The 25,944-nt window shown below is 64.4% G+C and carries 18 protein-coding genes, 1 tRNA gene and 1 pseudogene; 15 read left to right on the top strand and 5 right to left on the bottom strand.

Annotated features, from left to right (window positions below):
• Window positions 1-81: 81 nt before the first annotated feature.
• The 7 genes and pseudogenes from ACZ92H_RS24270 to ACZ92H_RS24240 form a co-directional block, all read left to right on the top strand.
• A pseudogene (locus ACZ92H_RS24270) lies at window positions 82-1,407 on the top strand (type IV pilus secretin PilQ); the annotation flags it as partial.
• A 112-nt stretch (window positions 1,408-1,519) separates the two neighbouring features.
• Window positions 1,520-3,706, top strand: a complete 2,187-nt coding sequence (locus tag ACZ92H_RS24265) for an Ig-like domain-containing protein (protein ID WP_465051240.1) — start codon at window positions 1,520-1,522, stop codon at window positions 3,704-3,706.
• Window positions 3,707-3,805: 99 nt separating this feature from the next.
• On the top strand, window positions 3,806-5,425 hold the full coding sequence (aroKB, locus tag ACZ92H_RS24260; protein ID WP_465051241.1) for a bifunctional shikimate kinase/3-dehydroquinate synthase AroKB: 1,620 nt from the start codon (window positions 3,806-3,808) through the stop codon (window positions 5,423-5,425).
• A gap of 1 nt (window position 5,426) precedes the next feature.
• Complete coding sequence (locus tag ACZ92H_RS24255; protein WP_465051242.1) at window positions 5,427-6,578, top strand: deoxyguanosinetriphosphate triphosphohydrolase; 1,152 nt, start codon at window positions 5,427-5,429, stop codon at window positions 6,576-6,578.
• Between the two features lie 309 nt (window positions 6,579-6,887).
• The gene (gene dsrO, locus ACZ92H_RS24250; RefSeq protein WP_465051243.1) at window positions 6,888-7,607 is read left to right on the top strand and encodes a sulfate reduction electron transfer complex DsrMKJOP subunit DsrO; all 720 of its coding nucleotides are present in this window, start codon (window positions 6,888-6,890) and stop codon (window positions 7,605-7,607) included.
• Between the two features lie 3 nt (window positions 7,608-7,610).
• Window positions 7,611-8,723 carry an NrfD/PsrC family molybdoenzyme membrane anchor subunit gene (nrfD, locus tag ACZ92H_RS24245; RefSeq protein WP_465051244.1) on the top strand — a complete coding sequence of 371 codons (1,113 nt, stop codon included), beginning with the start codon at window positions 7,611-7,613 and terminating at the stop codon, window positions 8,721-8,723.
• A gap of 10 nt (window positions 8,724-8,733) precedes the next feature.
• A complete protein-coding gene (locus ACZ92H_RS24240) occupies window positions 8,734-11,955 on the top strand; it encodes a molybdopterin dinucleotide binding domain-containing protein (protein ID WP_465051245.1) in 3,222 nt (1,073 codons plus the stop codon).
• On the opposite strand, the gene ACZ92H_RS24235 is transcribed toward ACZ92H_RS24240, so the two are convergent.
• From ACZ92H_RS24235 to mutM, 5 genes are read right to left on the bottom strand one after another with little or no spacing between them, the layout of a single operon-like run.
• Window positions 11,952-12,566, bottom strand: a complete 615-nt coding sequence (locus ACZ92H_RS24235; protein WP_465051246.1) for a response regulator transcription factor — start codon at window positions 12,564-12,566, stop codon at window positions 11,952-11,954. The two genes, ACZ92H_RS24240 and ACZ92H_RS24235, sit on opposite strands and share 4 nt — an antisense overlap.
• Window positions 12,563-14,365 (bottom strand): sensor histidine kinase, encoded by a 1,803-nt coding sequence (locus ACZ92H_RS24230; protein WP_465051247.1) that lies wholly within the window; start codon window positions 14,363-14,365, stop codon window positions 12,563-12,565. Before ACZ92H_RS24230 ends, ACZ92H_RS24235 begins: the two co-directional genes overlap by 4 nt.
• Window positions 14,365-15,528, bottom strand: a complete 1,164-nt coding sequence (gene mutY / locus ACZ92H_RS24225) for an A/G-specific adenine glycosylase (RefSeq protein WP_465051248.1) — start codon at window positions 15,526-15,528, stop codon at window positions 14,365-14,367. The genes ACZ92H_RS24230 and mutY overlap by 1 nt, the downstream gene beginning before the upstream one ends.
• Before the next feature lie 42 nt (window positions 15,529-15,570).
• On the bottom strand, window positions 15,571-17,472 hold the full coding sequence (locus ACZ92H_RS24220; RefSeq protein ID WP_465051249.1) for a dynamin family protein: 1,902 nt from the start codon (window positions 17,470-17,472) through the stop codon (window positions 15,571-15,573).
• Window positions 17,473-17,507: 35 nt separating this feature from the next.
• Entirely contained in the window at window positions 17,508-18,344 is an 837-nt protein-coding gene (gene mutM / locus ACZ92H_RS24215) for a bifunctional DNA-formamidopyrimidine glycosylase/DNA-(apurinic or apyrimidinic site) lyase (protein WP_131375642.1), read from the bottom strand.
• A gap of 168 nt (window positions 18,345-18,512) precedes the next feature.
• Between mutM and ACZ92H_RS24210 the strand changes: the two genes are divergently transcribed.
• The 8 genes from ACZ92H_RS24210 to ychF all read left to right on the top strand — a co-directional run bounded on the left by ACZ92H_RS24210 (window position 18,513) and on the right by ychF (window position 25,932).
• A complete protein-coding gene (locus ACZ92H_RS24210; protein ID WP_131375644.1) occupies window positions 18,513-20,297 on the top strand; it encodes a tetratricopeptide repeat protein in 1,785 nt (594 codons plus the stop codon).
• Between the two features lie 76 nt (window positions 20,298-20,373).
• The gene (locus ACZ92H_RS24205) at window positions 20,374-21,018 is read left to right on the top strand and encodes a lipoprotein insertase outer membrane protein LolB (protein ID WP_465051250.1); all 645 of its coding nucleotides are present in this window, start codon (window positions 20,374-20,376) and stop codon (window positions 21,016-21,018) included.
• Window positions 21,015-21,899 (top strand): 4-(cytidine 5'-diphospho)-2-C-methyl-D-erythritol kinase, encoded by an 885-nt coding sequence (ispE, locus tag ACZ92H_RS24200; RefSeq protein ID WP_465051251.1) that lies wholly within the window; start codon window positions 21,015-21,017, stop codon window positions 21,897-21,899. Before ACZ92H_RS24205 ends, ispE begins: the two co-directional genes overlap by 4 nt.
• A gap of 88 nt (window positions 21,900-21,987) precedes the next feature.
• A tRNA-Gln gene (locus tag ACZ92H_RS24195) sits at window positions 21,988-22,064 on the top strand.
• 150 nt (window positions 22,065-22,214) lie between these two features.
• Entirely contained in the window at window positions 22,215-23,165 is a 951-nt protein-coding gene (locus ACZ92H_RS24190) for a ribose-phosphate pyrophosphokinase (protein ID WP_034753270.1), read from the top strand.
• 165 nt (window positions 23,166-23,330) lie between these two features.
• A complete protein-coding gene (locus ACZ92H_RS24185; RefSeq protein ID WP_131375650.1) occupies window positions 23,331-23,939 on the top strand; it encodes a 50S ribosomal protein L25/general stress protein Ctc in 609 nt (202 codons plus the stop codon).
• A gap of 115 nt (window positions 23,940-24,054) precedes the next feature.
• Window positions 24,055-24,639 (top strand): aminoacyl-tRNA hydrolase, encoded by a 585-nt coding sequence (gene pth / locus ACZ92H_RS24180; protein WP_131375652.1) that lies wholly within the window; start codon window positions 24,055-24,057, stop codon window positions 24,637-24,639.
• A 201-nt stretch (window positions 24,640-24,840) separates the two neighbouring features.
• On the top strand, window positions 24,841-25,932 hold the full coding sequence (ychF, locus tag ACZ92H_RS24175) for a redox-regulated ATPase YchF (RefSeq protein WP_465051252.1): 1,092 nt from the start codon (window positions 24,841-24,843) through the stop codon (window positions 25,930-25,932).
• Window positions 25,933-25,944 lie beyond the last annotated feature (12 nt).

Genomic DNA, 25,944 nt, shown 5'->3' with positions numbered 1-25,944 from the left:
CTGCTCATGGCGGTGGTCTTGTGCCTGCACCTTGGCAGCTTTGCCCAGGACGCCGTGGTGCTGGTGACGGCGCCGCGCTTGTATGCTGGCGAGAAAATTTCCGTGGATTTCCAGAACGTGGGCGTGCGCGCGGCCCTGCACATATTGGCGGACGCATCGGGACAGAACATCGTCGCCAGCGACAGCGTGGCCGGCAACGTCACCTTGCGCCTGCGCGACCTGCCGTGGGACCAGGCGCTCGATGTCGTGCTGCAAGCGAAGGGCCTGGACATGCGGCGCAATGGCAACGTGCTGTGGATCGCGCCGCGCGAGGAAATCCTCGCGCGCGAAAAACTCGAGCTGGAGCAGCGCGCGCAGATCGCGGAACTCGAACCGCTGCAATCGGCCATCTTCCAGCTCAACTATCAGAAGGCCGAAGCGTTCCGCACCGTGTTCGGCCTCGATGCGGGCGAGGGGCGCAGCCGGCTGCTGTCGCGCCGTGGCAGCGTGCTGATCGAGCCGCGCACGAACCAGCTGTTCGTCACCGACGTGCCGGCGCGCCTGGAGCAGATCCGTTTGCTGATCGCCAGGACGGATATCGCTACGCGGCAAGTCATGATCGAGGCGCGCATCGTCGAAGCGAACGATGGCTTCAGCCGCAACCTGGGCGCGCGCCTGGGCTTTTCCGACCAGCGCCTGGCGGCAGGCCAGGTGCCCGGTTTTTCGCTGGGCGGCAGCGGGCGGCGCGCGGCCGTGGGCGGCAGCTACCAGGGCGTGGGCGAGGCGACGGGACAAACGGTGGCTGGTGCCGGCGCCTTCGTGCCGAACACGCAATTCGTCAACTTGCCGGCCGCCGGCATCAATGGCGTGCAGCCGGCCAGCTTTGCCCTGAGCCTGTTTTCGGCGGCGGCCAACCGTTTTCTGAACCTGGAATTGTCCGCGCTGGAAGCCGATGGCAAGGGCAAGATCATTTCCAGCCCCCGCGTGGTGACGGCTGACAAGGTGCTGGCGCTGATCGAGCAGGGCATTGAACTGCCGTACCAGGTGGCCACCAGCAGCGGCGCCACCTCGATCACGTTCCGCAAGGCGAATTTGCGCCTGGAAGTAACGCCCCAGATCACGCCGGACGGCAACGTGGTGCTGGAGGTGGATGTCAACAAGGATAGCGTGGGCCAGGAAACACGCTCCGGCTTTGCTATCGATACCAAGCACGTGCGTACGCAAGTGATGGTGGAAGACGGCGGCACGGTGGTGCTGGGCGGCATATATCAGCAGTCCGAACGGGGCACGGACAGCAAGGTGCCCGTGTTGGGCGACATCCCCGTGCTGGGATTTTTTTTCCGCAGCACGGGCCGCAGTCAAGAAAAAACGGAACTGATGGTATTCATTACACCGAAAATAGTGGCAGATCGGCCAGCAACACGTTAATGTCACATCTTTACGTTTAAGTAACAATGCAGACGAAAGCGGACTGATGGCGACTATGCGGAATGTATCCTGGAGTAATACTTATTGGAGTAGGGTATCGAATTGGCTGGTATTGCTGGCGCTGGGCGCCTTGCTGGCCGCCTGTGGCGGCGGCGGCGGCGATCCGACCATCGATGGCGGCAGCAGTGGCGGCACGACGGGCGGGGTGCCGGCTACGGTCAGTGTCAGCTTGCTCAATGCGAATGGCCAGGCCAGCAATACCGTCAGCGCCAGCGCGCCCTTGACCGTCCGGGCGCAAGTGCTGGACAAAAATGGCGCCGGCGTGGCCAATGCCCTGGTAACGTTCGCAGTGGATAGCACGCTGGCCGTGCTGGCGCCCGCTACCGCCTTGACCGATGCGAAGGGGGGTGCCAGCGTGACCATGCGTCCCGCCAGTAATGCGGCCAGCGGCGCGGGCAAGGTGACGGCCAGCGTGACCACTGCCGCAGCCACGGTCAGCGGTGAGGCCAACTACCAGATTTCCTCCAGCATAGCGTCGAAAGCCAGCATCGGCGTCGCCCTGCAGACTGCCTCGGGCAGTGCCAGCAACGCACTGTCGAGTTCCGCTCCATTGACGGCGGTGGCCATCGTCAAGGACCAGGATGGCAATCCCTTGCCGGATGCCCTGGTGGTGTTTGCAACGGACAATGCCCTGGCTACCTTGTCGCCTTCCGCCGGCACGACCTTGAGCGATGCCAAGGGCGAGGCGCGCGTGATCCTGCGGCCCGTCAGCCTTGCCGTGGGCGGCGCGGGCACCCTGACGGCGGCCGTTGTGATGAATGGCACAACCTCGACCAGTGCCATCAACTATGTCGTAGGCGCAACAACCCTGACATTTGGCAATATTGCCTTTGAAGCGCCATCACTGGAGGCGTATGGTTCGACCCAGGTATCGCTGGATGTGTTGTCTGGCAGCGTGAAATATACGGACCAGAGCCTGGCCGTAAACTTCACCTCTTCCTGCGTCACGGCCGGCAAGGCTACCTTTGCGCCCGTGGTGCAAACGGCCAACGGCAGCGCGCGCGCCGTCTACCGCGATCTCGGTTGCGGCGTCAACGATGTGATCACCGCCACTGCCAGCGGCGTGTCGGGCAGCCGCAGCGCGGTGCTGCCGATCGCCGCGCCACAGGCCGCCTCGGTCCAGTTCTATTCGGCCATTCCTGCTGACAAGTCCATCGTCATCAAGGGCGAAGGTGGCCTCTTGCGCAGTGAAACGGCCACCTTGAAATTCCGTGTTTTCGATACTTTCAATAATCCCTTGCCGGGCTTGAAGGTGTCGTTTTCGAAAGCCGATCCGAATGCGGAAGTCGATCTTAATCCTGTGTCGGGCACTACCGATGCGAATGGCGAAGTGACCACCAGCGTCAGTTCCCGCGCTACCCCTTTGTCTTTCCGCATCCGGGCCACGCTCGACGGCAAGGGCGTGTCGACCTTGTCGGATTCCATCGTTGTGTCGACGGGCACGCCGGTGCAGAAGGCGTTTTCGCTGTCCATCAGCGACAGCAACGTCGAAGGACTGGATGTCGACGCCAACGGCAGCGCGGCCTCGGCATCCGTGACCGTGGCCATGGGCGACAAGTTCGGCAATCCCGTTGCCGATGGCACGCCCGTTGCCTTCCAGAGCAACGTGGGCGTGGTGGGCAGCGCAAGCAAGGGCGGCTGCAATTCCGTCAACGGCGCGTGCACGGTCGATTTCCGTGCGCAGCAACCACGCGTGCCCACGCCGAACACGCCAGCCACCGTCTGCAACGGCCCGCTGGGCAGCAGTGACAGCACCCGCGCCGGCGTGGGCACCATCTGCGCCAGCACCAGCGACGGCAGCGCCACCCCCATTTTTGCCAAAATCAATTTCTTTATCAGTGGCAGCCGTCCGGCGACGACCATCCTGGACGGCAACAGGGTTCTGACTACGGGCAATGATGTTAACGACCTGGGCAACGTGAGCTGGAACGTCCCCAAGGTATTTACGCTGCAGGTCAATGACGTCAACAATAATCCCATGCCTAGCGGTACGACGGTGGAAGTGGCCAATATCGTGCGTGCCACGAATGGCGGGGTTTCGCCAGCGACCGTGCAAAAGACGTTCCCAAGCGCTTCCAGCCTGCCGCCCATGTATCAGGGCACCAGCCATCTGGTCACTGTCACCAGCCCGGCAGGCCAGGAGTGCACTCCTGGCGTGGCGACATTCAATGTCAATATCACCACGCCACATTTACTAACTACCAGCTATCCGTTTAAACTGACGTTCACATGCCAATAATGGAGTCACAGGGCGACAGTGGCAAGACAGGGTTGTCGCCTGAGTGAAATGCAAATAGTGTCCGAAATTTCCAACAGTAATATTTTTCTTGTCGGCCTCATGGGCGCAGGCAAAACCACGATCGGGCGCATCCTGGCCCGCAAGCTGGGCTTGCGCTTTGTCGATTCCGACCACGAAATCGAGGCACGCACGGGTGCGACCATCCCGTGGATCTTTGAAATCGAGGGCGAGGCCAGCTTTCGCCGGCGCGAGGCCGAAGTCATCCGCGACCTGAGCGCCCAGGAAGGCATCGTCATGGCCACGGGCGGCGGCGCCATCCTCAATGCCGACAGCCGCGCCTACCTGAAGGAGCGGGGCACGGTGGTCTACCTGCGCGCCAGCGTCAGCAACATCCTCACGCGCACCAGCCATGACAAGAACCGCCCCCTGCTGCAGACGGCCGACCCGCGCAGGAAGCTGGAGGAGTTGACGGCGCAGCGCGAGCCCCATTACCTGGAAGTGGCCGACATTGTGATCGACACGGGCCGTCCTAACGTACAATCGATGGTTCAGACTATCCTGATGCAGCTGGCCAGCCTCGAATGCGAGGCGTCGCCCAACTGCGTCATTCATGCAGAGCCTTCGATGAACGAGCAATCCAAAATGTTGTTGAGCGTAGACCTCGACGAACGCAGTTATCCCATCGCCATCGGTCCCGGCCTGCTGGCCGACGCCGATGCGCTGCTGCGCCATATCAGCGGCCACAAGGTGGCCATCGTCACCAATACCACCGTGGCCCCCCTGTACCTGGGCCGCCTGCAGGCGGCGCTGGCCAGCGATGGCCGCGAAGTGATCAGCATCGTCCTGCCGGACGGCGAAGAATATAAAAACTGGGCCAGCCTGATGCAGATCTTCGACGCGCTGCTGGCCAATAAATGCGACCGCAAGACCACCCTGGTGGCGCTGGGCGGCGGCGTGATCGGCGACCTGACCGGCTACGCGGCGGCCAGCTACATGCGCGGCATCGGCTTCGTGCAGGTGCCCACCACCCTGCTGGCGCAGGTCGATTCCTCCGTCGGCGGCAAGACGGGCATCAACCACCCGCTGGGCAAGAACATGATCGGCGCCTTCTACCAGCCGCGCGCCGTGATCGCCGATACCTCCACCCTGGAAACCCTGCCGGCGCGCGAACTGTCGGCCGGCCTGGCCGAAGTGATCAAGCATGGCGCCATCATCGATGCGGCGTTTTTCGACTGGATCGAGGCGAACATGGCCAAGCTGATGGCGCGCGACAAGGGCGCCCTGGCGTATGCGATCGCCCGCTCGTGCGAGATCAAGGCCGACGTGGTGCGCCAGGACGAGCGCGAAGGCGGCCTGCGCGCCATCCTGAACTTCGGCCACACCTTCGGCCACGCCATCGAGGCGGGCCTGGGCTACGGCCACTGGCTGCACGGCGAAGCCGTCGGCTGCGGCATGGTGATGGCGGCCGACCTATCCTGCCGCATGGGCTATATCGACCAGGCGGCCGTGGAGCGCGTGCGCGCGCTGGTCGGCGCCGCCGGCCTGCCCGTCAAGGCGCCGGACCTGGGTGTGGCGCGCTGGCTGGAACTGATGGAAGTGGACAAAAAAAACGAGGGCGGCGCCATCAAGTTCATCCTGTTGAAACCCCTGGGCAGCCCGTGCATCACGGCCGCGCCGCACGAACTGGTGCTGGCCACGCTGGCCGCCGGAGTGCAGTAACATGCTGCCCGAAGACTTCCTCGCCCCGTACGCGGCCCATTCGGCGCAGGGGCAGGGACGTCGCTTTGCCGAGGCGCCGCACGCCTCGCGCAGCCAGTTCCAGCGCGACCGCGACCGCATCATCCACTCCTCGGCCTTCCGCCGCCTCGAGTACAAGACCCAGGTGTTCCTCAACCACGAGGGAGATCTGTTCCGCACGCGTTTGACGCACAGCCTGGAAGTGGCGCAGGTGGGCCGCTCCATCGCGCGCAACCTGCGCCTCAATGAAGACCTGGTGGAAGCCATCGCGCTGGCGCACGACCTGGGCCACACGCCGTTCGGCCACGTGGGCCAGGACGTGCTCAACGAGTGCATGCGCGAGCATGGCGGCTTCGAGCACAACCTGCAAAGCCTGCGCGTGGTCGACACCCTGGAAGAGCACTACGGCGCCTTCGATGGCTTGAACCTGATGTTCGAGACGCGCGAAGGCATCCTGAAACACTGTTCGCTGGCGCATGCGCGCGAACTGGGTCCCGTGGCGCAGCGCTTCATCGACCGCACGCAGCCGACCCTGGAAGCGCAGCTGACCAACCTGGCCGACGAAATCGCCTACAACAGCCACGATATCGACGACGGCCTGCGCTCCGGCCTGATCACCATCGCCCAGCTGGAAGAGGTGGAATTCTTCGGCCGCCTGTGGCGCGACGTGCAGCAGGCCTTCCCTGGCCTGTCGGGCCGGCGCGCCATCTACGAAACCCTGCGCCGCCTGATCACGGCCCTGGCCGACGATTTGATCGTCACCTCGACGCAGCTGATCGCTGACGCCGCCCCGCGCGACGTCAGCGAAGTGCGCGCCAGCGCCCCGCTGATCCGTTTTTCGGACGCCATGCGCAAGGATGCGACGGACTTGAAGCGCTTCCTGCGCGCCAACCTGTACCGCCACTACCAAGTCAACCGCATGCGCGTGAAGGCCAGCCGCATCGTGCGCGAACTGTACGACAGCTTCATGGCCGAACCGGCGCTGCTGCCGCCCGACTATCAGCTTATTGGCGATGACAGGGATGGCGACGATGTGACAAAGCAGGCGCGCAAGATCGCCGACTACATCGCCGGCATGACGGACCGCTACGCGATCCGCGAGCACCGCCGGCTGTATTCGCTCGACGAGCTGTAACCGTTACGGTGAATCCGACATGGCCGCGTGATGCCGTCGGCTTACGCCGTGCCGGCTGACCCGACCTGCCGCTGCAGACGCGCATGCGGGTTCTGACGTCGGTCGGATTAGGCGGCAGGCCGTCATCCGGCAATATCGTAGGCGCGGGCGGCGGCCCCGCCAATCCGGCCTACTCCGCCTTGTCGATCCTGTCAATCGGCATCATCATCTAGCTTCCCACCCGATCACCCCAATACCCTGGCCGCACCTTCTTTTCTATCATGGCAGCAAGTCAACAAGGGCTTGCCGCCCATCGTCAAGGAGAGTGCCATGATTGAATCGCGCCGCAGTTTCTTGCGCGCCTTGCCCGCCATTACCGTCGGCGCGGCCATTGCGCCGCTGCCCGGCAGGACCGCCGTGGCGGCCAGCAAGGGCGAGGGCGGCCAGCGCTGGGCGATGGTGGTCGATGTGCAAAAATGCATCGGCTGCCAGGCGTGCACCGTCTCCTGCATCATGGAAAACGCCGCGCCGGAAAACAGCTTTCGCACCGTCGTTTCCACCTATGAAGTCAAGGAAGAAAACCGCTGCGGCACCTACATGCTGCCGCGCCTGTGCAACCACTGCGCCAACCCTCCCTGCATACCCGTCTGTCCCGTGGGCGCCACCTTCCAGCGCAAGGATGGCGTCGTCGTCGTCGATGGCGACCGCTGCGTGGGCTGCGCCTACTGCGTGCAGGCTTGCCCCTACGACGCGCGCTTCATCAACCACGAGACGGGCAAGGCCGACAAATGCACGTTCTGCGCGCACCGCGTCGACGAAGGCTTGCTGCCGGCCTGCGTGGAAACCTGCGTGGGCGGCGCGCGCATCTTCGGCGACCTGAATGACCCGCACAGCGTCGTGCACCAGCTGCTGACCGAGAACAAGGTGAAGGTGCTCAAACCCGAGCAGGGCACCCAGCCCCACGTGTTTTACCTGGGACTCGATACGCGCTTCGCCGGCCACGTCGAGGGCGAAGGGACACTTTGGCAACCGAGCAAACACGGAAAATAAATCATGGACAGCCACATCACCGAGATTCTCAACGTCACGCGCGAAGCGGCATGGCTGCCGTGGGCGGTGCAGTATTTTTTCCTCATCGGCCTCAGTTACGGCAGCTTCATGCTGACCCTGCCGTACTTCGTCTTTGGCCGCAAGGCGTATGAACGCCTGGGACGCATCGCGCTGCTGGCTGCCCTCGTCTGCGGCATGACGGCGCCCGTGGCGCTGCTGGCCGACCTGCACGGGCCGGGCCGCTTCTACCACTTCTATATGTATTTCCAGCCGCAGTCGTGGATGTCGTGGGGTTCGTTCTTCATTCCCCTCTACCTGGGCTGTCTGATGCTGTACGCGTGGCTGGCGCTGCGCGTGGACTTCGCCGCGCGGGGGCAGGGCCAGGACCGCCTGGCCTTCGCCTACCGCCTGCTGGGGCGCGGTGGCGCCGCGTCGCTGCGCGCCATCCGCGTCGCCGCCGCCGGCACCCTGCTGGCCGCCTTTGTCGTGGGCCTGTACACGGGCATGGAAGTGATGGTGGTGCGCGCCAGGCCCCTGTGGTATACGCCGTTCCTGCCGGCGCAATTCGCCGCCACGGCTTTCGTCGGTGCCGTGGGCCTGGCGCTGCTGTTCAACCGCTTTCTACCGGGCCGCGACCAGGCCCTGGAAGTGTCGCTGAACCGCGCGCTGGCGCTGTCGCTGGCGCTGGTGCTGGCACTGGGCGGCGGCTGGCTGTTCGTCAGTCTCTCCGGCGTGAGCGCCAGCCACAGCATGGCCTTTACGCAGGTGGCCGGCATGTCGCAATGGCAGCTCACGGCCGTGTGGGCCGTGCTGTCGGCCATCGTGCCGATGGCGCTGGCCATCTGGCGTCCGGCCACGAGTGGCCTGGCCAATGGCCTGATCGCGCTGCACAGTGCCTGGATGATGCGCTGGACGATTTTCATCGGCGGCCAGACGATCCCGAAAACGGGCGCGGGCCTGTACGACTACCACCTGCCGATGGGGAACGACGGCTTGATGGGGATTATCGGCACGGCCGGCCTGTGGATCGCGCTGCTGTTGCTGATGCTGGAATTTTTGCCATGGGCGGGACGCGTCGTCGCTACGCGCAGCCGTCCCGCCATGGCCACGCACTGAGGAGTTGAAAATGAACGAACGCACCCATAACGACGACCGCAACGGCATCCCGGAAGACGAGAACGAGAAGCGCCGCAGGCTGCTGCGCTACGGCGCCATCGGCGGCGGCCTGGCCGCCTTTGCCGCCAGCTTTTCCACCACGGCGGGACGCATGGTCGACCACGCGCTGGGCAAGGACAAGCCCGTGCAGCGGCTGCATGGCAATTCCCTCGCGCCCGAGTTTTCCGTCGACACGGCCACGGGAAAACTGACCGTCAATCCGGACCAGCAAGTGAGCTACACCATGTGCATGGGCTGCACCACGTTTTGCGGCGTGCGCGTGCGCCTGGATAAAAAAAGCGGCAAGGTGCTGCGCGTGGCGGGCAACCCGTACAGCCCCATGTCGGCCGATCCCGCGCTGCCTTACCAGACGTCGATACGCGACAGTTTTGTGTCGCTGTCGCGCTTCCAGGAGCAGGGACTGAAGGGCCGCTCGACGGCTTGCGGCCGCGGCAACGGCGTGCTGGAACAGATGGAGTCGCCGTTCCGCGTGCTGGCGCCCATGAAGCGCGCGGGGCCGCGCGGCGGCGGCCAGTGGGAGCCGATCGCTTTCGACCAGCTGGTGAAGGAGGTGACGGAAGGCGGCGACCTGTTTGGCGAGGGCCACGTGCAGGGCTTGCGCGCCTTGCGCGAGCTGGAAAAACCGATCGATGCGGCGCAGCCGGAACTGGGCCCGCAAGTGAACCAGGTGGGCCTGATGTGCAGCACCGACGATGGACGCCTGGCGTTCGGCACGCGCTTTTTCAAGCAGTCGTACGGTAGTTTGAACCTGGTCAACCACGGTTCGTATTGCGGTGGCGCCTACCGCAGCGGCTCGGGCGCCATGTTCGGCGACATGAAGAAAATGCCGCACGCGAAAGTGGATCTGGAAAACACGGAATTCTGCATGTTCGTCGGCACGGCGCCCGGCAACGCGGGCAACCCGTTCAAGCGCCAGGGCACCCTGATCGCCAAGGCCCGCTCGGGCAAGCGCGATTTCAGCTACGTCGTCGTCGATCCCGTGCTGACGAATGCGGACAGCCTGGCGGCGGGCGACCGCAGCCGCTGGGTACCGATCAAGCCGGGCATGGATGGCGCGCTGGCCATGGCGATGATACGCTGGATCATCGAGCACGAACGCTATGACCGCCACTTCCTCGCGCAGCCGAACCTGAAGGTGGCGGAAGCGGCGGGCGAAGCCGCCTGGTGCAATGCCACGCATCTGATCATCAACGAGAAGGGCCATCCGCGCGACGGCCGCTACCTGCGCGCGTCCGATATCGGCGCGGTGGAACTGCCGGAAGAAGAGCGCTACAAGGATGGCGACGCCTTCTGCGTGATCGACGCCGCCACCCAAGCCATCGTGCCGCACAGCGCCGCCAAGGGCGAGGCGCGCCTGTTCTTCGACGGCCCGCTGGACGTGGCGGGCGCGCCGCTGCACCTGAAGACGGCCATGACGATGCTCAACGAGGAAGCGCAGCGCCACAGCATGGATGAATACGCAGCGGCCTGCGGCATTTCACGCGACATCATCGAAGGCCTGGCGCAGGAGCTCACCAGCCATGGCAAGCGGGCGGCCGTCAATGCGCACGGCGGCATGATGTCGGGCGCGGGCTTTTATAACGCGTATGCGCTGGTCATGCTCAATACCCTGATCGGCAATTTGAACCGCAAGGGCGGCACCCTCGTCAACGGCGGCAGCTTCAAGGATGCGGGCCCCGGTCCGCGCTACAACCTTGAAAGTTTCGACGGCGAGATCAAGCCGGCCGGCATGCCGATCGGGCGCAATGTGCCCTATGAAAAAACCTCGGAATTCAAGCTGAAGAAGGAAGCGGGCAAGGCGTATCCGGCCAGGGCGCCGTGGTATCCGAACGCGCCCGCGCTGGCAACCGAGTGGCTCACCGGCGCCATGAATGGCTACCCCTACACCCTGAAGGCGCTGATCCTGTGGAGCTGCAACCCCGTGTACGGCATCACGGGCTTGCGCGCGCAGATCGGCAAGGAGCTGGCCGATCCGAAGAAGATTCCCCTGATCGTCGCCATCGATCCCTTCATCAATGAAAGCTCGGCCTTTGCCGACTATCTGCTGCCCGATACCCTGCTGTATGAAAGCTGGGGCTGGGCCGGCGCCTGGGGCGGCATGCCCGTCAAAATGAGCACGGCGCGCTGGCCCGTGGTCGAGCCGCGCGTGCAGAAGACGCCGGACGGCCAGACCATCTGCATGGAATCGTTCTTCATCGCGCTGGCGAAGACGATGGACTTGCCCGGCTTCGGCCATGATGCCTTGCAGGACATGGATGGCCAGCGCTTCCCCCTGCAGCGGGCGGAAGACTGGTACTTGCGCGGCGGCGCCAACATCGCCTGGCAGGGCAAGACGGCCGTGCCCGAGGCCAGCGACGACGACATCGCGCTGTCCGGCGTGGCCCGCATCCGCCCCGAACTGGAACGCACCCTGAAGCCGGAAGAGTGGCGCAAGGTGGCCTTCATGCTGGCGCGGGGAGGGCGCTACCAGAGCTATGGCGAGATGTTCGGCCTGCGCCTGCCGCCACCGGCCAATGCCAAGGCGCCGGTGGCCCCGGCGCCGGTCGCCGACGAGGCGCCGTATCCGCAGGACTGGTCCACGCACCGCTACCTCAAGCCCATGATGCTGTACAACGAGGGCCTGGGCGTGAGCAAGCATAGCCTGAGCGGCAAGCGTTTCCCCGGCACGCCCGCCTGGCGGGTGGCGGCGTTTGCCGATGGCACGCCGGTGCGCAAGACTTATCCGGTGAGCGAATGGCCGTTCGAGTTGATCAGCTTTAAGTCGGCGCTGCAAAATTCGTACAGCATCGGCGCGCGGCGCCTGCGCGGCATCCATCCGGACAACCCGGTCGCCGTGCATCCCGACGATGCGGCCCGCCTGAAGCTGGAAAATGGCGACGCGATTTATCTGGAAACGCCGGGCGGCAGGGCCCGGGCCACGGTGATGCTGCGCCACGGCGTGCAGCGGGGCGTGATCGCCGTCGAACACGGCTTCGGCCACAAGGAGCACGGCGCGCGCGCCCACCGCATCGGCAAGTCGCGCCAGCCCGACGAACCGGCCATCGGCGCGGGCATCAACCTGAACGACCTGGGCTTGACGGACCCGAGCCGCGGCGACAAGAACGTGTTTGTCGATCCCGTCTCGGGCACGTCGGTGCGGCAGGGGCTGCCGGCACGCATCGTGCGGGCTTAAATCTCGCCGCTGGCCATCAGCAGCCGGGCCACCTCGGCCGCTGAATGCAGGCCCAGTTTTTCCATCGTGTTGTGGCGGTGCACCTGCACCGTCTTGTCGCTGATCCCCAGTTCGCGGGCGATGACCTTCGAGGCCTTGCCTTCGGCCATCAGCAGCGCCACTTCGCGCTCGCGCGCCGTGAGCCTGGCCAGGGCCGACTGGGCCGTCGTCGTGCTGGCGGCGCTGCGGCTTTCTTCCACGCTGCGCGCCACGGCGCGCGTGACGGCATCCAGCAAGACCTGGTCCTTGCACGGCTTTTCCAGGAAGTCGCAGGCGCCCGCCTTCATCGTTTGCACGGCCATGGCCAGGTCGCCGTGGCCGCTGAGGAAAATCACGGGTAGCGCAATCGCATGGCGCGACAGCTCCTGCTGCAGTTCCAGTCCGCTCATCAGGGGCATGCGCACGTCGAGCAGCAGACAGCCGGGCGCATGGCCGGCATAACGCTGCAGGAAGTCGCGCGCCGATGCGAACGTCTCCACTTGCCAGCCGGCCGAATCGAACAGATAGGCGAGCGAGCGGCGCATGGCGGCGTCGTCGTCGACGACAAAGATGATCGCATCGCGTTCATTCATGGTGTGTCCTTGTTTGCTTGCATGCCAGTATCTTCGGGCAGGCGGAACCAGACCGTCAAGCCCGGCGCGTCCGCGTTCGCATGGGCCGACAGGCTGCCGCCGAACGACTCGATGATGCTTTTGCTGAGCGACATGCCCAGGCCCAGGCCTTCCGCCTTGGTGGTGAAAAACGGCTCGAACAGGCGCGCCATCTGCGCTCCTTCCAGGCCGCATCCCGCGTCGCGCACGGCCACCGTGCAGGCGCCGTTTTCGCGGTGCAGCAGCACGCCGACGGGATGCTGCGCATTGCCGTTTTCCACTTGCGCATCGAGCGCGTTTTTCAGCAGATTGAGCAGCACCTGCTGCACCTGCTGGGCATCGGCCAGCACGCGCGCGTCAAGACTGGCGCCCTCGTGGCGCCAGCTGATATGGGCTTGCGGATGGGCGGCGCGGAACAGGGCCACGGCTTGTTCGACGGCGTCGGCCAGGGCGAAGGGCGCGCTGTGCGCGGGACGCTTTTGCGCCATGGCGCGGATGTGGCGGATGATGGCGCCAGCGCGCTCGCTTTGCGTGGCGATTTCCTGCGCGCCGTCGAGCAGCGGCGCCGCATCGAGGCGGCCCGCCGCGATGCGGCGCGCCATGCCGCGCGCGAAATTGCCGATGGCCGCCAGCGGCTGGTTCAATTCGTGCGCGATGGCGCTGGCCATCTCGCCCAGGATCGCCAGGCGCGCCGTGTGGTCGAGCGTGGCCTGACGCTGGCGCGCCTGTTCTTCCAGCGCGCGCTGCTGGTGCTGGGCCGCGCGCAGCTGCTCCGTGCGGCGGCTGACCAGGTATTCCACGCGCACCGTGTGCACGGCCCAGGCGACGAGCAATGCCAGCACCAGCAGCATCCAGCCCCAGTAGCGGCGCAGCGCCGTCTCGAATGTCAGCTTGTCCAGGTAGGCGTAGGGACCGATGCGCAAGTCGCGGAACAGTTCATCGACGATCTGGTAATCGCTGGGCACCGTCCAGCTGTAGCCCTCGCTGCTGCGCGGCATGGCCAGCAGGGCTTGCGCCACTTTTTTGGCCAGGGCGGGCGGCGTCTGGCGCAGGGCCACGAAAGGCCAGTCCGGATACAGCCGCGAGGACGTGGCGCAGCGAAAACCGGGTATCGGGCGCGTGGTGATCACGCGCAGTGCGTCGGCCTGCACGTCTCCCCGCGCCACCATCTGTTCGAGCAAACAGGTGCGCACGATGCCCGCATCCATGCGCCCTGAACGCACGGCGTCGATGATCTGCTGCGACGGGAAACCGCTGTAGCGCAGGCTGGCAAAATCGCGGGCCGGATCGACGCCCGCTTCGCGCAGTTCGCGCGCGGCGATCTGGTAGCCGCCAAAGGCGTCGGGCGCCACGGCCATCACGTTCTTGCCCGCCAGGTCGGCCAGGTCGTGCAGGGGCGACGTGCTGCGCACGACGATGGCCGAGCCGATGGCCTGGCGCGGCGACTCCGTCCACGGCGATTCCAGGGTGGCGATGCGGCTGGCGCCGTCGCTGTGCTCGAGCGCCACGTAGTGGCCGCTGCTGGTGATGGCAAAGGCGATCGCTTGCGACTGCACGGCGCGCGTCAGGCCCGCCTGGTCATAGTCGGCCAGGATGAAACGGATGCCGGGGATGCTGGCCTGCAGGTGGCGCGTCACGTACGACCAGTCGCGCTGCACGGCGTCGCCGCCCTTGTAGGCGAGCACGCCAATTCTCACCTCCGGCAGCTCGGGCAGGCTATCCGCAGCGCGGGCGCCGTGCAGACACAGCGCCGCCAGCGCGAGCAGTACAAGACGCCGCACTAGAACATGCTGCGCTGCGCCGCGCGTGCATCGCCGAACAGCTCCAGCAGCAGTTTCTTGATGGGCGCCGGCAGCGGCGCGTCGGCGATTTTCGCGCCGTCATACCAGACGTGCGCCGCTTCCCCGGCCAGCGCCAGGCGCCGTGCCAGGGTGATGCGACAGGGGACGATGTGCAGCTTGTAGTGCGTGAAGACGTGCACGATGGGCAGCAATTGTTCCTGCGTTTCGATGACGCCGAACGGCGCCACGGCGCGCGCCAGCGCCTCCTGGTCGATGGCGCGCGGACGGTCCTCGCCGGCCAGCACATGGCCATCGAGTTCGGGCAGCGACAGCAGGCCGCCCCAGATGCCGGAGCCAGGGCGCTGCTCCAGCAGCACCTGGCCGTCGTCGATGATGACGAGCATGACGGCGTGTTTTTCCGGGCTGGTTTTCTTTGGCTTGCGCACTGGCAGGTCCTTGGTGCGGCCGGTGGCGTAGGCCACGCAGCGCGGCTGCAGCGGACAGCGCCCGCAATCGGGGCTGCTGCGCGTGCACAGGGTGGCGCCGAAGTCCATCAGGCCCTGCGTGTAGGCTTCGATGCCGGTCTCCGGCAGCAGCGCCTCGGCGCGGCGCCACATGGCTTCCTCGACCCGTTTTTCGCCGGGGTAGGCGTCGATGCCGAAGGTGCGGGCGAAGACGCGCTTGACGTTGCCGTCCATGATGGCCGCGCGCGTGCCGCTGGAAAACGCGGAGATGGCCGCCGCCGTCGAGCGGCCGATGCCGGGCAGGTCGGCCAGCAGGGCGGGATCGCTGGGGAAGACGCCGTCGTATTCGGCCACCACGCGCTGCGCGCACTTGTGCAGGTTGCGCGCCCGCGTGTAGTAACCGAGGCCGCTCCACTGCGCCATCACGTCTTCCACGGGCGCGCCAGCCAGGTCGCGCAGGGTGGGGAAGCGCTCGAGGAAGCGCGCGTAGTAGCCGAGGACGGCCGTCACCTGCGTCTGCTGCAGCATGATTTCGGACAGCCAGATCAAATAGGCGTCGCGCGTGTTTTGCCATGGCAGCGCGTGGCGGCCATGCTGCTGTTGCCAGGCGATGACGGTGGCGGAAAAAGTCGGGTCGACATACTCTTCAAAAGGGGCCACGCCCGGGGCGGGCGAAAGCGGGTGCAGCAGACGTTTCATGCAGGATTCCAGTATCTTGTAGCGTGTTATGGCGTGTGTGTTTTAAGTGGCGCTGGCCGCGCGCAAGGTGGCCAGCAATTGCGCCAGCCGCGCCTTGTCGCGTTCGAGCGCCGCCAGGCTGGCCTCGAAGGCGGTGATTTTCTGTTCCAGGCTGCCCGTCGCGTCGTGGATGCGCTGGATCGAGGCAAAGCGCAGTTTCAGCTGTTCCTTGTATTCGACGATCTGCGCTTCGAGCGGCGCCATGATGACCTTCAGCCAGGCGCTGGCGTCGTCATTGGCGGCGGTAAAACTGCGGCGCACGCGCGAGGCGATGGTGTCGAAGAATTTTTCCATCAGCACGACCCGGCTGGTGGTCAGCAGGGTCGCCGTGCCGAACTGCTTGTGATACACGGCTTCGATGTCGGCGATCTCCTGGCGGTAGCGGGCCAGCGAAAACGGCATCGGCAAGGCCAGTGCCAGGCCGTGTTCGGAGGCGAATTTGCGGTACATCACGTTCATCATTTCCGTGATCTCGGCCGTCTTGCCTTCCGAGCGGTCCAGGTTCTGGCCGATGCGTTCGAAGTACTGGCGCACGGCCTCGCGCAGGCCCGTGAAAAAGCGGCTGCGCTGCATGGCCGCGCGCACGCCATCGATATCGTCGCGCACGATGTCCATGCCCAGGCTCGTGTACAGCTCCGTCGACAGGCGCGTAAACACGGCGCGCGTGGCCTGCAGCTTGAACAGGCTGCTGTCGAATTCCTTCTTCTCGATATCGACGCGGCGCATCATGTGCGCGATCACGCTCTGGTTCTTGCCGCGCAGGCTGTGCAGCTCGTGCAGCTGTTCGGCGATGCCGCGCGCGCGCGCCGCCGCCTGCACCTGCTGCGCCGCTGCGATGGCATCCAGGTCGAATGCCAGCTGGTGCCGAATGATGTCCTTGCGGGCGGGGATCAGCTCCTCGAACAGGGCCGTCTCCAGCGCCTGCAGGCGGCTCTTGTCCAACAGCGCCGCGTCGCGGTTGATCTTGCCCACCAGGGCCTTTTGCGCGGAGACGGGAAAGACCTGGCCCGCGTCCAGGGTCAGGAGATGCGCCACGCTGGCCTGCTGGCGTTCGATGGCTTGCGCCACTTCGGCGTCGCCGCGCAATTCATCCCACATGCTGTCGATCTTGTTGAGCACCACCAGGCGCCCCGCGCCGGCGCCGATATGGTTGCGCCAGACTTCGATGTCGCTGCGCGTGACGCCCGTGTCGGCGGCCAGGATGAACAGCACCGCGTGCGCGTTCGGGATCAGGTTCAGGGTCAGTTCCGGTTCCGTGCCGATGGCGTTCAGGCCCGGCGTGTCGAGGATGACGAGGCCCTGTTTCAGCAGCGGATGGGGGAAGTTGATGATGGCGTGGCGCCACATGGAAATCTCCACCTGGCCCTCGTCGTCCAGCATCGAAGGCGCGTCCGCATCCCCGGCGTCGTACAGGCCGTAGCGGGCCGCTTCTTCCTGGCTGACTTTCTTGGTCAGGCTGACCTGGCGCAGCGCTTCCTGCATGTCGCCGCCCGCGTCGATGTTCAACGGCAGGACGGTCCAGGCGGCGGGCAGGTCGCGATAGTCGCTGGTCGACAGGTTCTGCGCGCGCGTCTCGATGGGCAGCAGGCGGATGGACGGCGGCCAGGCCGCGTCGTGCAGCAGCTCGGTGGGGCACATGGTGGTGCGGCCCGCGCCGGAAGGCAGGATGCGCTGGCCGTAGTCGGCAAAGAAGATGGCGTTGATCAGCTCGGATTTGCCGCGCGAAAATTCCGCCACGAAGGCAACCGATAGACGGTCGTCGGCCAGGCGGGAGGCGCAGCGCGCCAGGCGCAGCGCGGAGGCGCCGTCGACCAGGCCCGCCGCGCTGGCGGCTTGCCGGTAAGCCTGCAAGGCCGCCAGCACATCCTGGCGCCATGCGCTGTATTGTTCCAAGTCCCTGACCATCTGGCTCCCTTTGCGAGTGTCCTGCTCTTTGACCGCTATTTCTGGCAATGCACGCAGTAAAACGTGGAACGCTGTCCCTGCACGATTTGCCGGATCGGCGCGCCGCACACGCGGCATGGCTTGCCCGCGCGGTTATACGTGAAATACGTCTGCTGGAAATAGCCGGACTGGCCGTTTACGCCGATGAAGTCGCGCAGCGTGCTGCCTCCCTGCACGATGGCTTCGGCCAGCACGTCGCGGATGGCCTGCGCCAGTTTTTCATAGCGCGCCAGGCCGATGCGCCGGGCCGGCGTCTTCGGATTGATCCCCGCGCGGAACAGGCTTTCGGAACAATAGATATTGCCCACGCCGACGACGATGTCGCCCGCCATCAGCACCTGCTTGATGTTGGTGTTCTTGTTGCGCGTTTTCTCGAACAGCAGCTGGCCAGTGAAGCCGCCTTCCAGCGGTTCCGTGCCCAGGCCGCGCAGCAGCACATGGCTGTCGAGCGGGCCGTCGGCCTCGTCGTGCCACAGCACGGCGCCGAAGCGGCGCGGGTCCGTCATGCGCAGCACCTGCTGGGTGCCGTCGGCGTCTTCCACGAGCAGGTCGACATGGTCGTGCTTTTGCGCCTCCGTCCCCGGTGGCAGCACGCGCAAATGGCCGGACATGCCCAGGTGGATGATCAGGGTGCCATGGCGGAAGTGGATCAGCAGGTATTTGCCGCGCCGTCCCGTCAGGCCGATGGTTTCGCCGGACAACTGTTCGCCCAGGGCAGGGGGGAAGGGCCAGCGCAGGCCGTCGCGGCGCAGCACGACGGAGCGCACGGCGCGCCCTTCGATGTGGGGCGCGACACCGCGCCGTGTGACTTCGACTTCTGGCAATTCTGGCATAGGGCTCGAACGTGTGAACAGCGGGTAAAAAAACAGGCGGCGCGCCGGCGGATGGCTGGCCCGGACACGCTATGGCGCCACGACGTATATATTTCGTTACATACGTGAAGTACGCGATAGTCGCGTTGGGCGTAGAATCAAACTTTGCCGTTTAGCCAGGATCAGCCTTTGAAAAACGCTTTCGCCATTGTAACCTTGTCCGCCCTGATGGCTACGCATGCCATGGCGCAGACGCCTGCCGCCCCTGCCGATGGGGTAGCCAGCCCTGCCGCGGCCACGGCGCAGCCAGTGCCGGGCACCGAGTCCGGCGACGACGCCAAGGGCGAAAAGCTGCCCAAGGTCGAGTTGAGCAGCGACCTGCTGTACAAGCTGACCAAGGCGGAGATGGAATTCAAGAGCGGCCAGTGGCAGGGGCCGTACGTCACCATGATGATGGCGGCGCAGCAGACGCGCGATCCGCGCCTGGCGCGCCGCGCCTCCGAAATGGCCCTGGCGGCCAAGCAGGGCGGCGAGGCGCTGGCCGCCATCCGCCTGTGGCGCGACCTGGCGCCCGAGTCCGACGAGGCGACGCAGTTTTTCCTCGGCTTCGTCGTCCTGACGGACAAGATCGAGGAAGCGGAACCGATTTTCGCCGAACGCCTGGCCAATGCGCCGCCGGGTGCACGCGGCGTGGCCCTGTTCCAGATGCAGCAGATCCTCTCGCGCGCCAATGACAAGCTGTATGCGTACGCCATGCTCACGCGCCTGGTCGAGCCTTACCTGGACATGTTCGAAGCGCACCTGGTGCTGGCGCAGGGCGCCCTGTCGCTGGGCGAGCGCGAGCGCGCCATCGGCGAAGCGAACAAGGCGCTGGCCATCAAGCCGAACTCCGAGTTGGCCGCGCTGACCCTGGCCCAGGTGACGGGCGAGACCGAGGCGGCGGGCAAGGTGCTGGCCACTTTCCTGCAAAAGAATCCCGATGCCGTCGAAGTGCGCGGCGCGTATGCCCGGTTGCTGGTGGAACAAAAACAGCTGGAAGCGGCGCGTGATCAATTCCTGCTGCTGCTGAAAAGCCAGCCCGATAACGTGGGCGGCCTGTATGCACTCGGCATCGTGGCGCTGCAACTGGAAGACACCAAGGGCGCGGAGCAGTACTTCAAGCGCTTCCTGGCCGTGCTGGAAAAATCCCCGGGCGACGCGCGTGATCCGTACAAGGCCCTGATGATCCTGTCGCAAATCGCCGAGACGCGTGGCGACATGGCCGGTGCCATCGCCTGGCTGGACAAGGTCGACAACAGCGCTTCGGCAGGCTATTTCGATGCGCGCCTGCGCCGTGCCCAGCTGATCGCCCGTGGCGGCAATCTCGATGCGGCGCGCAAGGCGCTGACGGAAATCGAAACGGACGATCCGGCAAACCAGGCGCAGGTGCTGCTGGTCGACGCGCAATTCCTGCGCGATGCCGGCTACCTGCAAAGCGCCTACACGGTGCTGGAAAACGCCTTGCTGCGCTTCCCCGACAACCCGGAGCTGCTGTACGACTACGCGCTGCTGGCCGAGCGCCTGGACAAGATGGAGCTGATGGAGGCGAGCCTGCGCCGCGTGATGGCGCTGGCGCCCGACAACCAGCATGCGTACAACGCGCTCGGCTATTCGCTGGCGGAACGGGGCATCCGCCTGCAGGAAGCGTATGCGCTGATCGAGAAGGCGCTGCAGATGGCGCCTGGCGACCCGTTCATCATGGACAGCATGGGCTGGGTGCAGTTCCGCATGGGCAACCTGGCCGCCGCCGAAACGGCGCTGCGCCGCGCCTATGCCGTGCGCAGCGATCCGGAAATCGCCGTCCACCTGGGCGAAGTGCTGTGGCAGAAGGGCGACAAGGATGAAGCGCAGAAGCTGTGGCGCGAAGCGCAGGGCAAGGATCCGAAAAACGATGCGCTGAAAAGTACCCTGGCGCGCCTGAATGTCAGTTTGTGATTGAATTGCCAGGTAGCGTTGATTAACTAACTAAACTGCAAAACCAGCGCCGTGGCGCTGGTTTTTACTTGTGCCCATGCCAAAAAAACTTCTCCCCCTCACGCTCGTCTGCCTGGCCCTCTCGGCCTGCTCGACCCTGCCTTCCCCGTTCTCGTCCGGCTCCTCGCCGTCGGCGCAGGCCGTCGCCCCCTACCGCGAACAGGTGGAACTGACGGGCCGCCTGAACGTGGTGTACCAGAAGAATGACAAGCCGGAATCGGCCACCGTCAATTTCAACTGGCAGCAGACGGCGCAGCGCACGGACGTGACCCTGTTTTCCCCCGTTGGCAGCACCCTGGCGACGATCGCCGTCACGCCGCACGAGGCCGTGCTGATGCAGAGCGGCCAGGCGCCGCGCAGCGCGCCCGATGTCGATGCGCTGAGCGCGCAGCTGCTGGGCTGGTCCCTGCCCGTGTCGGGCTTGCGCGACTGGCTGCAGGGCTATGCGGTGGGCGCCGATGGCAAGCGTTTCGTTGCCTCGCCCGCCAACGACAGCGTCACCACCAGGGATGGCTGGCGCTTGCGCTATGTGTCGTGGCAAGATGCTGCTGACAATACACCGGGCGCCTTGCCCCAACCGCGGCGTATCGATGCCGAACGCAATACGAGCGCGCAGAGCGATGCCGTGTCGCTGCGCATCGTGCTCGATCCCGCCCCATCCGCACCTGCATCCGCACCATGACACTGACGACCTTGAACAACTGCCCGGCGCCGGCCAAGCTGAATCTCTTTTTGCACGTCAACGGCCGCCGCGCCGATGGCTATCATCTGCTGCAGACGGTGTTCCAGTTGCTGGACCATGGCGATACCTTGCATTTCGCGCTGCGCGACGACACGGCCCTTCGCCGCGTGACGGAACTGGCCGGCGTGCCGGAAGCGCAGGACCTGATCATCCGCGCCGCGAAGCTGCTGCAGGCGGAAGTGCTGCGCCGCACGGGCGCCTTGCCGCGCGGCGTCGATATCGCCATCGACAAGGTGCTGCCCATGGGCGGCGGCCTCGGTGGCGGCTCGTCCGATGCGGCCACGGCGCTGATGGCGCTGAACCGGCTGTGGCAGGCGGGCTTGAGCCGCGAGGAATTGATGGCGCTGGGCCTGCCGCTGGGGGCTGATATACCGTTCTTCATCTTCGGCGAAAATGCCTTTGCCGAAGGCGTGGGCGAAGCCTTGCAGCCCGTCGCCACGCCCGACTGCTGGTATGTGGTGATCGAGCCGGGCGTGCAGGTGCCCACCGCTGCAATTTTTTGCGCGGAAGGCTTGACGAGGAATACCGAACCCGTCACAATAGCGGACTTTTCCAGGTACCTCGCAAACGGAAACGATGCGGGCGGGTTTGGAAAAAATGATTTACAGCAAGTGGCATGCAGTCTTTTCAAGCCGGTAGCAGATGCGGTAGAATGGCTGGGTGCTTACGGTGAGGCCAGGATGACTGGTTCCGGTGCTTGTGTATTCAGTGCGTTTGGCAGCAGGGAAGAAGCGGATGCGGTGCTCAGCAATGTGCCACCAGTCTGGGTCGCCTGGAAGGCAAAAGCGCTGAGTCGCCATCCGATGCTCACGATGTTGTGATGAAAAGTAAGCCGCAAAAAAAGATTTTGCTTAGCGTCAAATAGTCGGTATAATACTGGCCAACATGACGGCAAGCAGTCAGTAACGTAGGGGAATCGCCAAGCTGGTTAAGGCACTGGATTTTGATTCCAGCATGCGAAGGTTCGAATCCTTCTTCCCCTGCCACCATTTCACCGTAGTCTGTCGATGCGAAGTTGGCGTCCAGTACGGGAAAAAGCAGATAGGTCGCCACGCGGCATATTCTAAACAGTGACTGACCGGGCCTATGCCCGGTTAGTGCTTTTCAAGACTTCTATATCACCTCTTGGGACTCCCATGGCTTACGAAAACCTGATGGTTTTTACCGGCAACGCGAATCCAGCGTTGGCAGAGGGGGTCGCAAAAAACCTCGGCATCCCTCTCGGTAAAGCAAACGTTTCGAAATTCTCCGACGGCGAAGTAATGGTCGAGATTAACGAAAACGTGCGCGGCAAGGATGTTTTTGTTTTGCAATCCACCTGTGCTCCAACCAACGACAGCCTGATGGAAATCATGCTGATGGTTGATGCCTTGAAACGTGCTTCCGCTGGCCGCATCACCGCCGCGATTCCTTACTTCGGCTATGCCCGCCAAGACCGTCGTCCCCGCTCCGCGCGTGTGGCGATTTCGGCCAAGGTGGTGGCGAACATGCTGGAAGAAGCCGGCGTCGAGCGCGTCCTGATCATGGACTTGCACGCTGACCAGATTCAAGGTTTCTTCGATATCCCAGTCGACAATATCTACGCTTCGCCAATCTTGCTGGGCGACCTGCAAAAGAAAAACTACCAGGACCTGCTGGTGGTATCGCCGGACGTCGGCGGTGTGGTGCGTGCGCGCGCCCTGGCAAAACGCCTGGGCTGCGACCTGGCCATCATCGACAAGCGCCGTCCAAAGGCGAACGTGTCCGAAGTGATGAACATCATCGGCGAAGTCGAAGGCCGCAACTGCGTGATCATGGATGACATGGTCGATACGGCAGGCACCCTGACCAAGGCTGCCGAAGTGCTCAAGGAACGCGGCGCGAAAAAAGTCGTGGCGTATTGCACGCACGCGGTGCTGTCCGGCCCGGCGATCGACCGTATTTCGGCCTCGCCACTCGATGAGCTGGTCGTGACCGACACGATTCCCCTGTCCGAAGCGGCCCTGGCCTGCGGCAAGATCCGTCAATTGACGTGCGCGCCGCTGCTGGCCGAGACGTTCAAGCGCATCATCAAGGGTGACTCCGTCATCTCGCTGTTCATCGACTGATACGATCAGCAGTAACAGACGTCATGCCTGCGGCGCGACCGGCTTTTTGCCTGTTGCGCCGCAGTGTTTTATTTTCGGGGTGTTTTGCACCCCATTTTCGAGGATTCCTGGTCGCGGGAATCTTCATAACACAAGGCGCAAGCCTTGTTCTTCTTGGAGTATCACATGAAAGTTATCGCATTCAAACGCGAATTGCAAGGTTCCGGAGCGAGCCGCCGCCTGCGCACTTCCGGCCAAACCCCTGGTATCGTTTACGGTGGCGCTGAAGCCCCGGTGCTGATCTCGCTGGATCACAACGCCCTGTACCACGCGCTGAAAAAAGAAGTTTTCCACTCGTCCATCCTGGACCTGGAAATCGACGGCGTTTCCCAGCAAGTTCTGCTGCGCGACTTCCAAGTCCACGCATACAAACAGCTGGTCCTGCACGCTGACTTCCAGCGCGTTGACGCTAAGCAAGCTATCCACGTGAAAGTGGCACTGCACTTCGTAAACGCTGACGTTTCCCCGGCAGTCAAACTGCACGGCGCGACCATCAGCCACGTCGCCAACGAAATCGAAGTTTCGTGCCTGCCAGGCCAACTGCCAGAATTCATCAACGTTGACCTGTCGAACATCGACGTCGGTCACTCGCTGCACGTAGGCGATCTGGTGTTGCCAGCTGGCGTGACCGCTGTCACCCACGGCGCCAACCTGACCATCGCTACCGCATCGGTACCAGCTGGCCACGTTGCTGCTGAAGCCGAAGCCGCTGCTGCTGAAGCCGACAAGAAGTAATTTTGCCGCCGCAGCAATGCGGTAAACGCAAGGAAAAACCCGCCAGGTTCGCCGCGCGGGTTTTTTTCCGCCTGTTTTCACCGATAATGCTTTCTTTTACATTGCAGACACAGCCATGCCCATACGCCTGATCGTCGGCCTCGGCAACCCGGGACCCGAATACGAACAAACCCGCCACAATGCCGGCTTCTGGCTGGTGGACAATCTTGCCAACAGCTTGCCGGGCACGCGCCTGCAGCGCGACTCGCGCTATAACGCCATGCTGGCGAAAACGTCGATCGGCGGCAAGGAAGTCTGGCTGCTCGAACCGCTGACCTTCATGAACCGTTCGGGCCAGTCCGTGGGCGCGCTGGCGCGCTTCTTCAAGATCGCCGCCGATGAAGTGCTGGTGGTGCACGACGAACTCGATCTGATGCCCGGCATCGCGCGCCTGAAGAAGGGCGGCTCGGCCGGTGGCCACAATGGCTTGAAGGACATCACGGCCGCCCTGGGCACGCAGGATTACTGGCGCTTGCGCCTGGGCATCGGCCACCCGCGCACCCTGAGCCTGCAGCAACAAGTGGCCGATTTCGTGCTGCACCGCCCGCGCCGCGAAGACCAGGAACTGATCGAGCAGGCGATCGACAAGTCGCTGCAAGTCATGCCGCTGATCGTCGAGGGCAAGTTCGAGGCGGCGACGATGAAACTGCATACGGCTTGATGGCCGCACGATGCGCGTGTTTTGGCGCAACTTGCCCATCCTGGGCTTTTGAAGCGCGCGTGACAGGGGTACAATTGACCCTTGAACTGCGGCACACGCACTATCTCCCGGAAAACGATGCGCAATCGCCGCGTTTTCCCTAACAGCATCGCAAGCACGCCGATTGGCGGCGCCATGTGCTTTGATTATTAAAGGTTTTCCATGAGTCTCCAATGCGGTATCGTCGGCTTGCCGAACGTCGGCAAGTCCACCCTGTTCAATGCACTGACGAAAGCCGGCATCCCGGCTGAAAACTATCCGTTCTGCACCATCGAGCCGAACGTCGGCGTCGTCGAAGTGCCGGACCCGCGCATGGATGCGCTGGCCGCCATCGTCAAGCCGGAGCGCATGGTCAACGCCATCGTGGAATTCGTCGACATCGCCGGCCTGGTGGCCGGTGCATCGAAGGGCGAGGGCCTGGGCAACCAGTTCCTGTCGCACATCCGCGAAACGGACGCCATCGTCAACGTCGTGCGCTGCTTCGAGGATGACAACGTCATCCACGTGGCCGGCAAGATCAATCCGCTCGACGATATCGAAGTCATCCAGACCGAACTGGCGCTGGCCGACATGGGCACCGTGGAAAAAGCCATCCACCGCGAAAGCAAGAAAGCCCGCTCGGGCGACAAGGATGCGGCCAAGCTGCTGGCCATCATGGAACGCATGATGCCTTACCTGAACGATGCGAAACCGGTGCGCGCCATGGGCCTGGACGCCGACGAAATGGAACTGATCAAGCCTTTGTGCCTGATCACGGCCAAGCCGGCCATGTTCGTTGCCAACGTGTCGGACACGGGCTTTACCAATAACCCGCTGCTGGACCAGCTGACGGAATACGCGAAATCGCAGAACGCCCCGATCGTCGCCATCTGCGCCGCGCTGGAAGCGGAAATCGCCGACCTGGACGATGCCGACAAGGGCGCTTTCCTGGCCGACATGGGCATGGAAGAGCCAGGCCTGGACCGTCTGATCCGCGCCGGCTACAAGCTGCTGGGCCTGCAAACCTACTTCACGGCTGGCGTGAAGGAAGTGCGCGCCTGGACCATCCCCGTGGGCGCCACGGCACCGCAAGCGGCAGGCGTGATCCACACCGACTTCGAACGCGGCTTCATCCGCGCGCAAACCATCGCCTATGAAGACTTCATCACCTACAAGGGCGAAGCGGGCGCCAAGGAAGCGGGCAAGATGCGCGCCGAAGGCAAGGAATACGTCGTCAAGGATGGCGACGTGCTGAACTTCCTGTTCAACGTCTAAACAACACCGCTA

The sequence above is a fragment of the Janthinobacterium foliorum genome, assembly GCF_978021625.1.
The sequence above is the reverse complement of the archived record's forward strand: the minus strand, read 5'-3'. Positions and strand labels throughout refer to the sequence as shown.

Bases quoted from the DNA above. Each gene is read 5' to 3' on its own strand.
- aroKB (WP_465051241.1), top strand. From the start codon at position 3,806: ATGGGCGCAGGCAAAACCACGATCGGGCGCATCCTGGCCCGCAAGCTG.
- ACZ92H_RS24255 (WP_465051242.1), top strand. From the start codon at position 5,427: ATGCTGCCCGAAGACTTCCTCGCCCCGTACGCGGCCCATTCGGCGCAG.
- dsrO (WP_465051243.1), top strand. From the start codon at position 6,888: ATGATTGAATCGCGCCGCAGTTTCTTGCGCGCCTTGCCCGCCATTACC.
- nrfD (WP_465051244.1), top strand. From the start codon at position 7,611: ATGGACAGCCACATCACCGAGATTCTCAACGTCACGCGCGAAGCGGCA.
- ACZ92H_RS24240 (WP_465051245.1), top strand. From the start codon at position 8,734: ATGAACGAACGCACCCATAACGACGACCGCAACGGCATCCCGGAAGAC.
- ACZ92H_RS24235 (WP_465051246.1), bottom strand. From the start codon at position 12,566: ATGAATGAACGCGATGCGATCATCTTTGTCGTCGACGACGACGCCGCC.
- mutY (WP_465051248.1), bottom strand. From the start codon at position 15,528: ATGAAACGTCTGCTGCACCCGCTTTCGCCCGCCCCGGGCGTGGCCCCT.
- ACZ92H_RS24220 (WP_465051249.1), bottom strand. From the start codon at position 17,472: ATGGTCAGGGACTTGGAACAATACAGCGCATGGCGCCAGGATGTGCTG.
- mutM (WP_131375642.1), bottom strand. From the start codon at position 18,344: ATGCCAGAATTGCCAGAAGTCGAAGTCACACGGCGCGGTGTCGCGCCC.
- ACZ92H_RS24205 (WP_465051250.1), top strand. From the start codon at position 20,374: ATGCCAAAAAAACTTCTCCCCCTCACGCTCGTCTGCCTGGCCCTCTCG.
- ispE (WP_465051251.1), top strand. From the start codon at position 21,015: ATGACACTGACGACCTTGAACAACTGCCCGGCGCCGGCCAAGCTGAAT.
- ACZ92H_RS24190 (WP_034753270.1), top strand. From the start codon at position 22,215: ATGGCTTACGAAAACCTGATGGTTTTTACCGGCAACGCGAATCCAGCG.
- ACZ92H_RS24185 (WP_131375650.1), top strand. From the start codon at position 23,331: ATGAAAGTTATCGCATTCAAACGCGAATTGCAAGGTTCCGGAGCGAGC.
- pth (WP_131375652.1), top strand. From the start codon at position 24,055: ATGCCCATACGCCTGATCGTCGGCCTCGGCAACCCGGGACCCGAATAC.
- ychF (WP_465051252.1), top strand. From the start codon at position 24,841: ATGAGTCTCCAATGCGGTATCGTCGGCTTGCCGAACGTCGGCAAGTCC.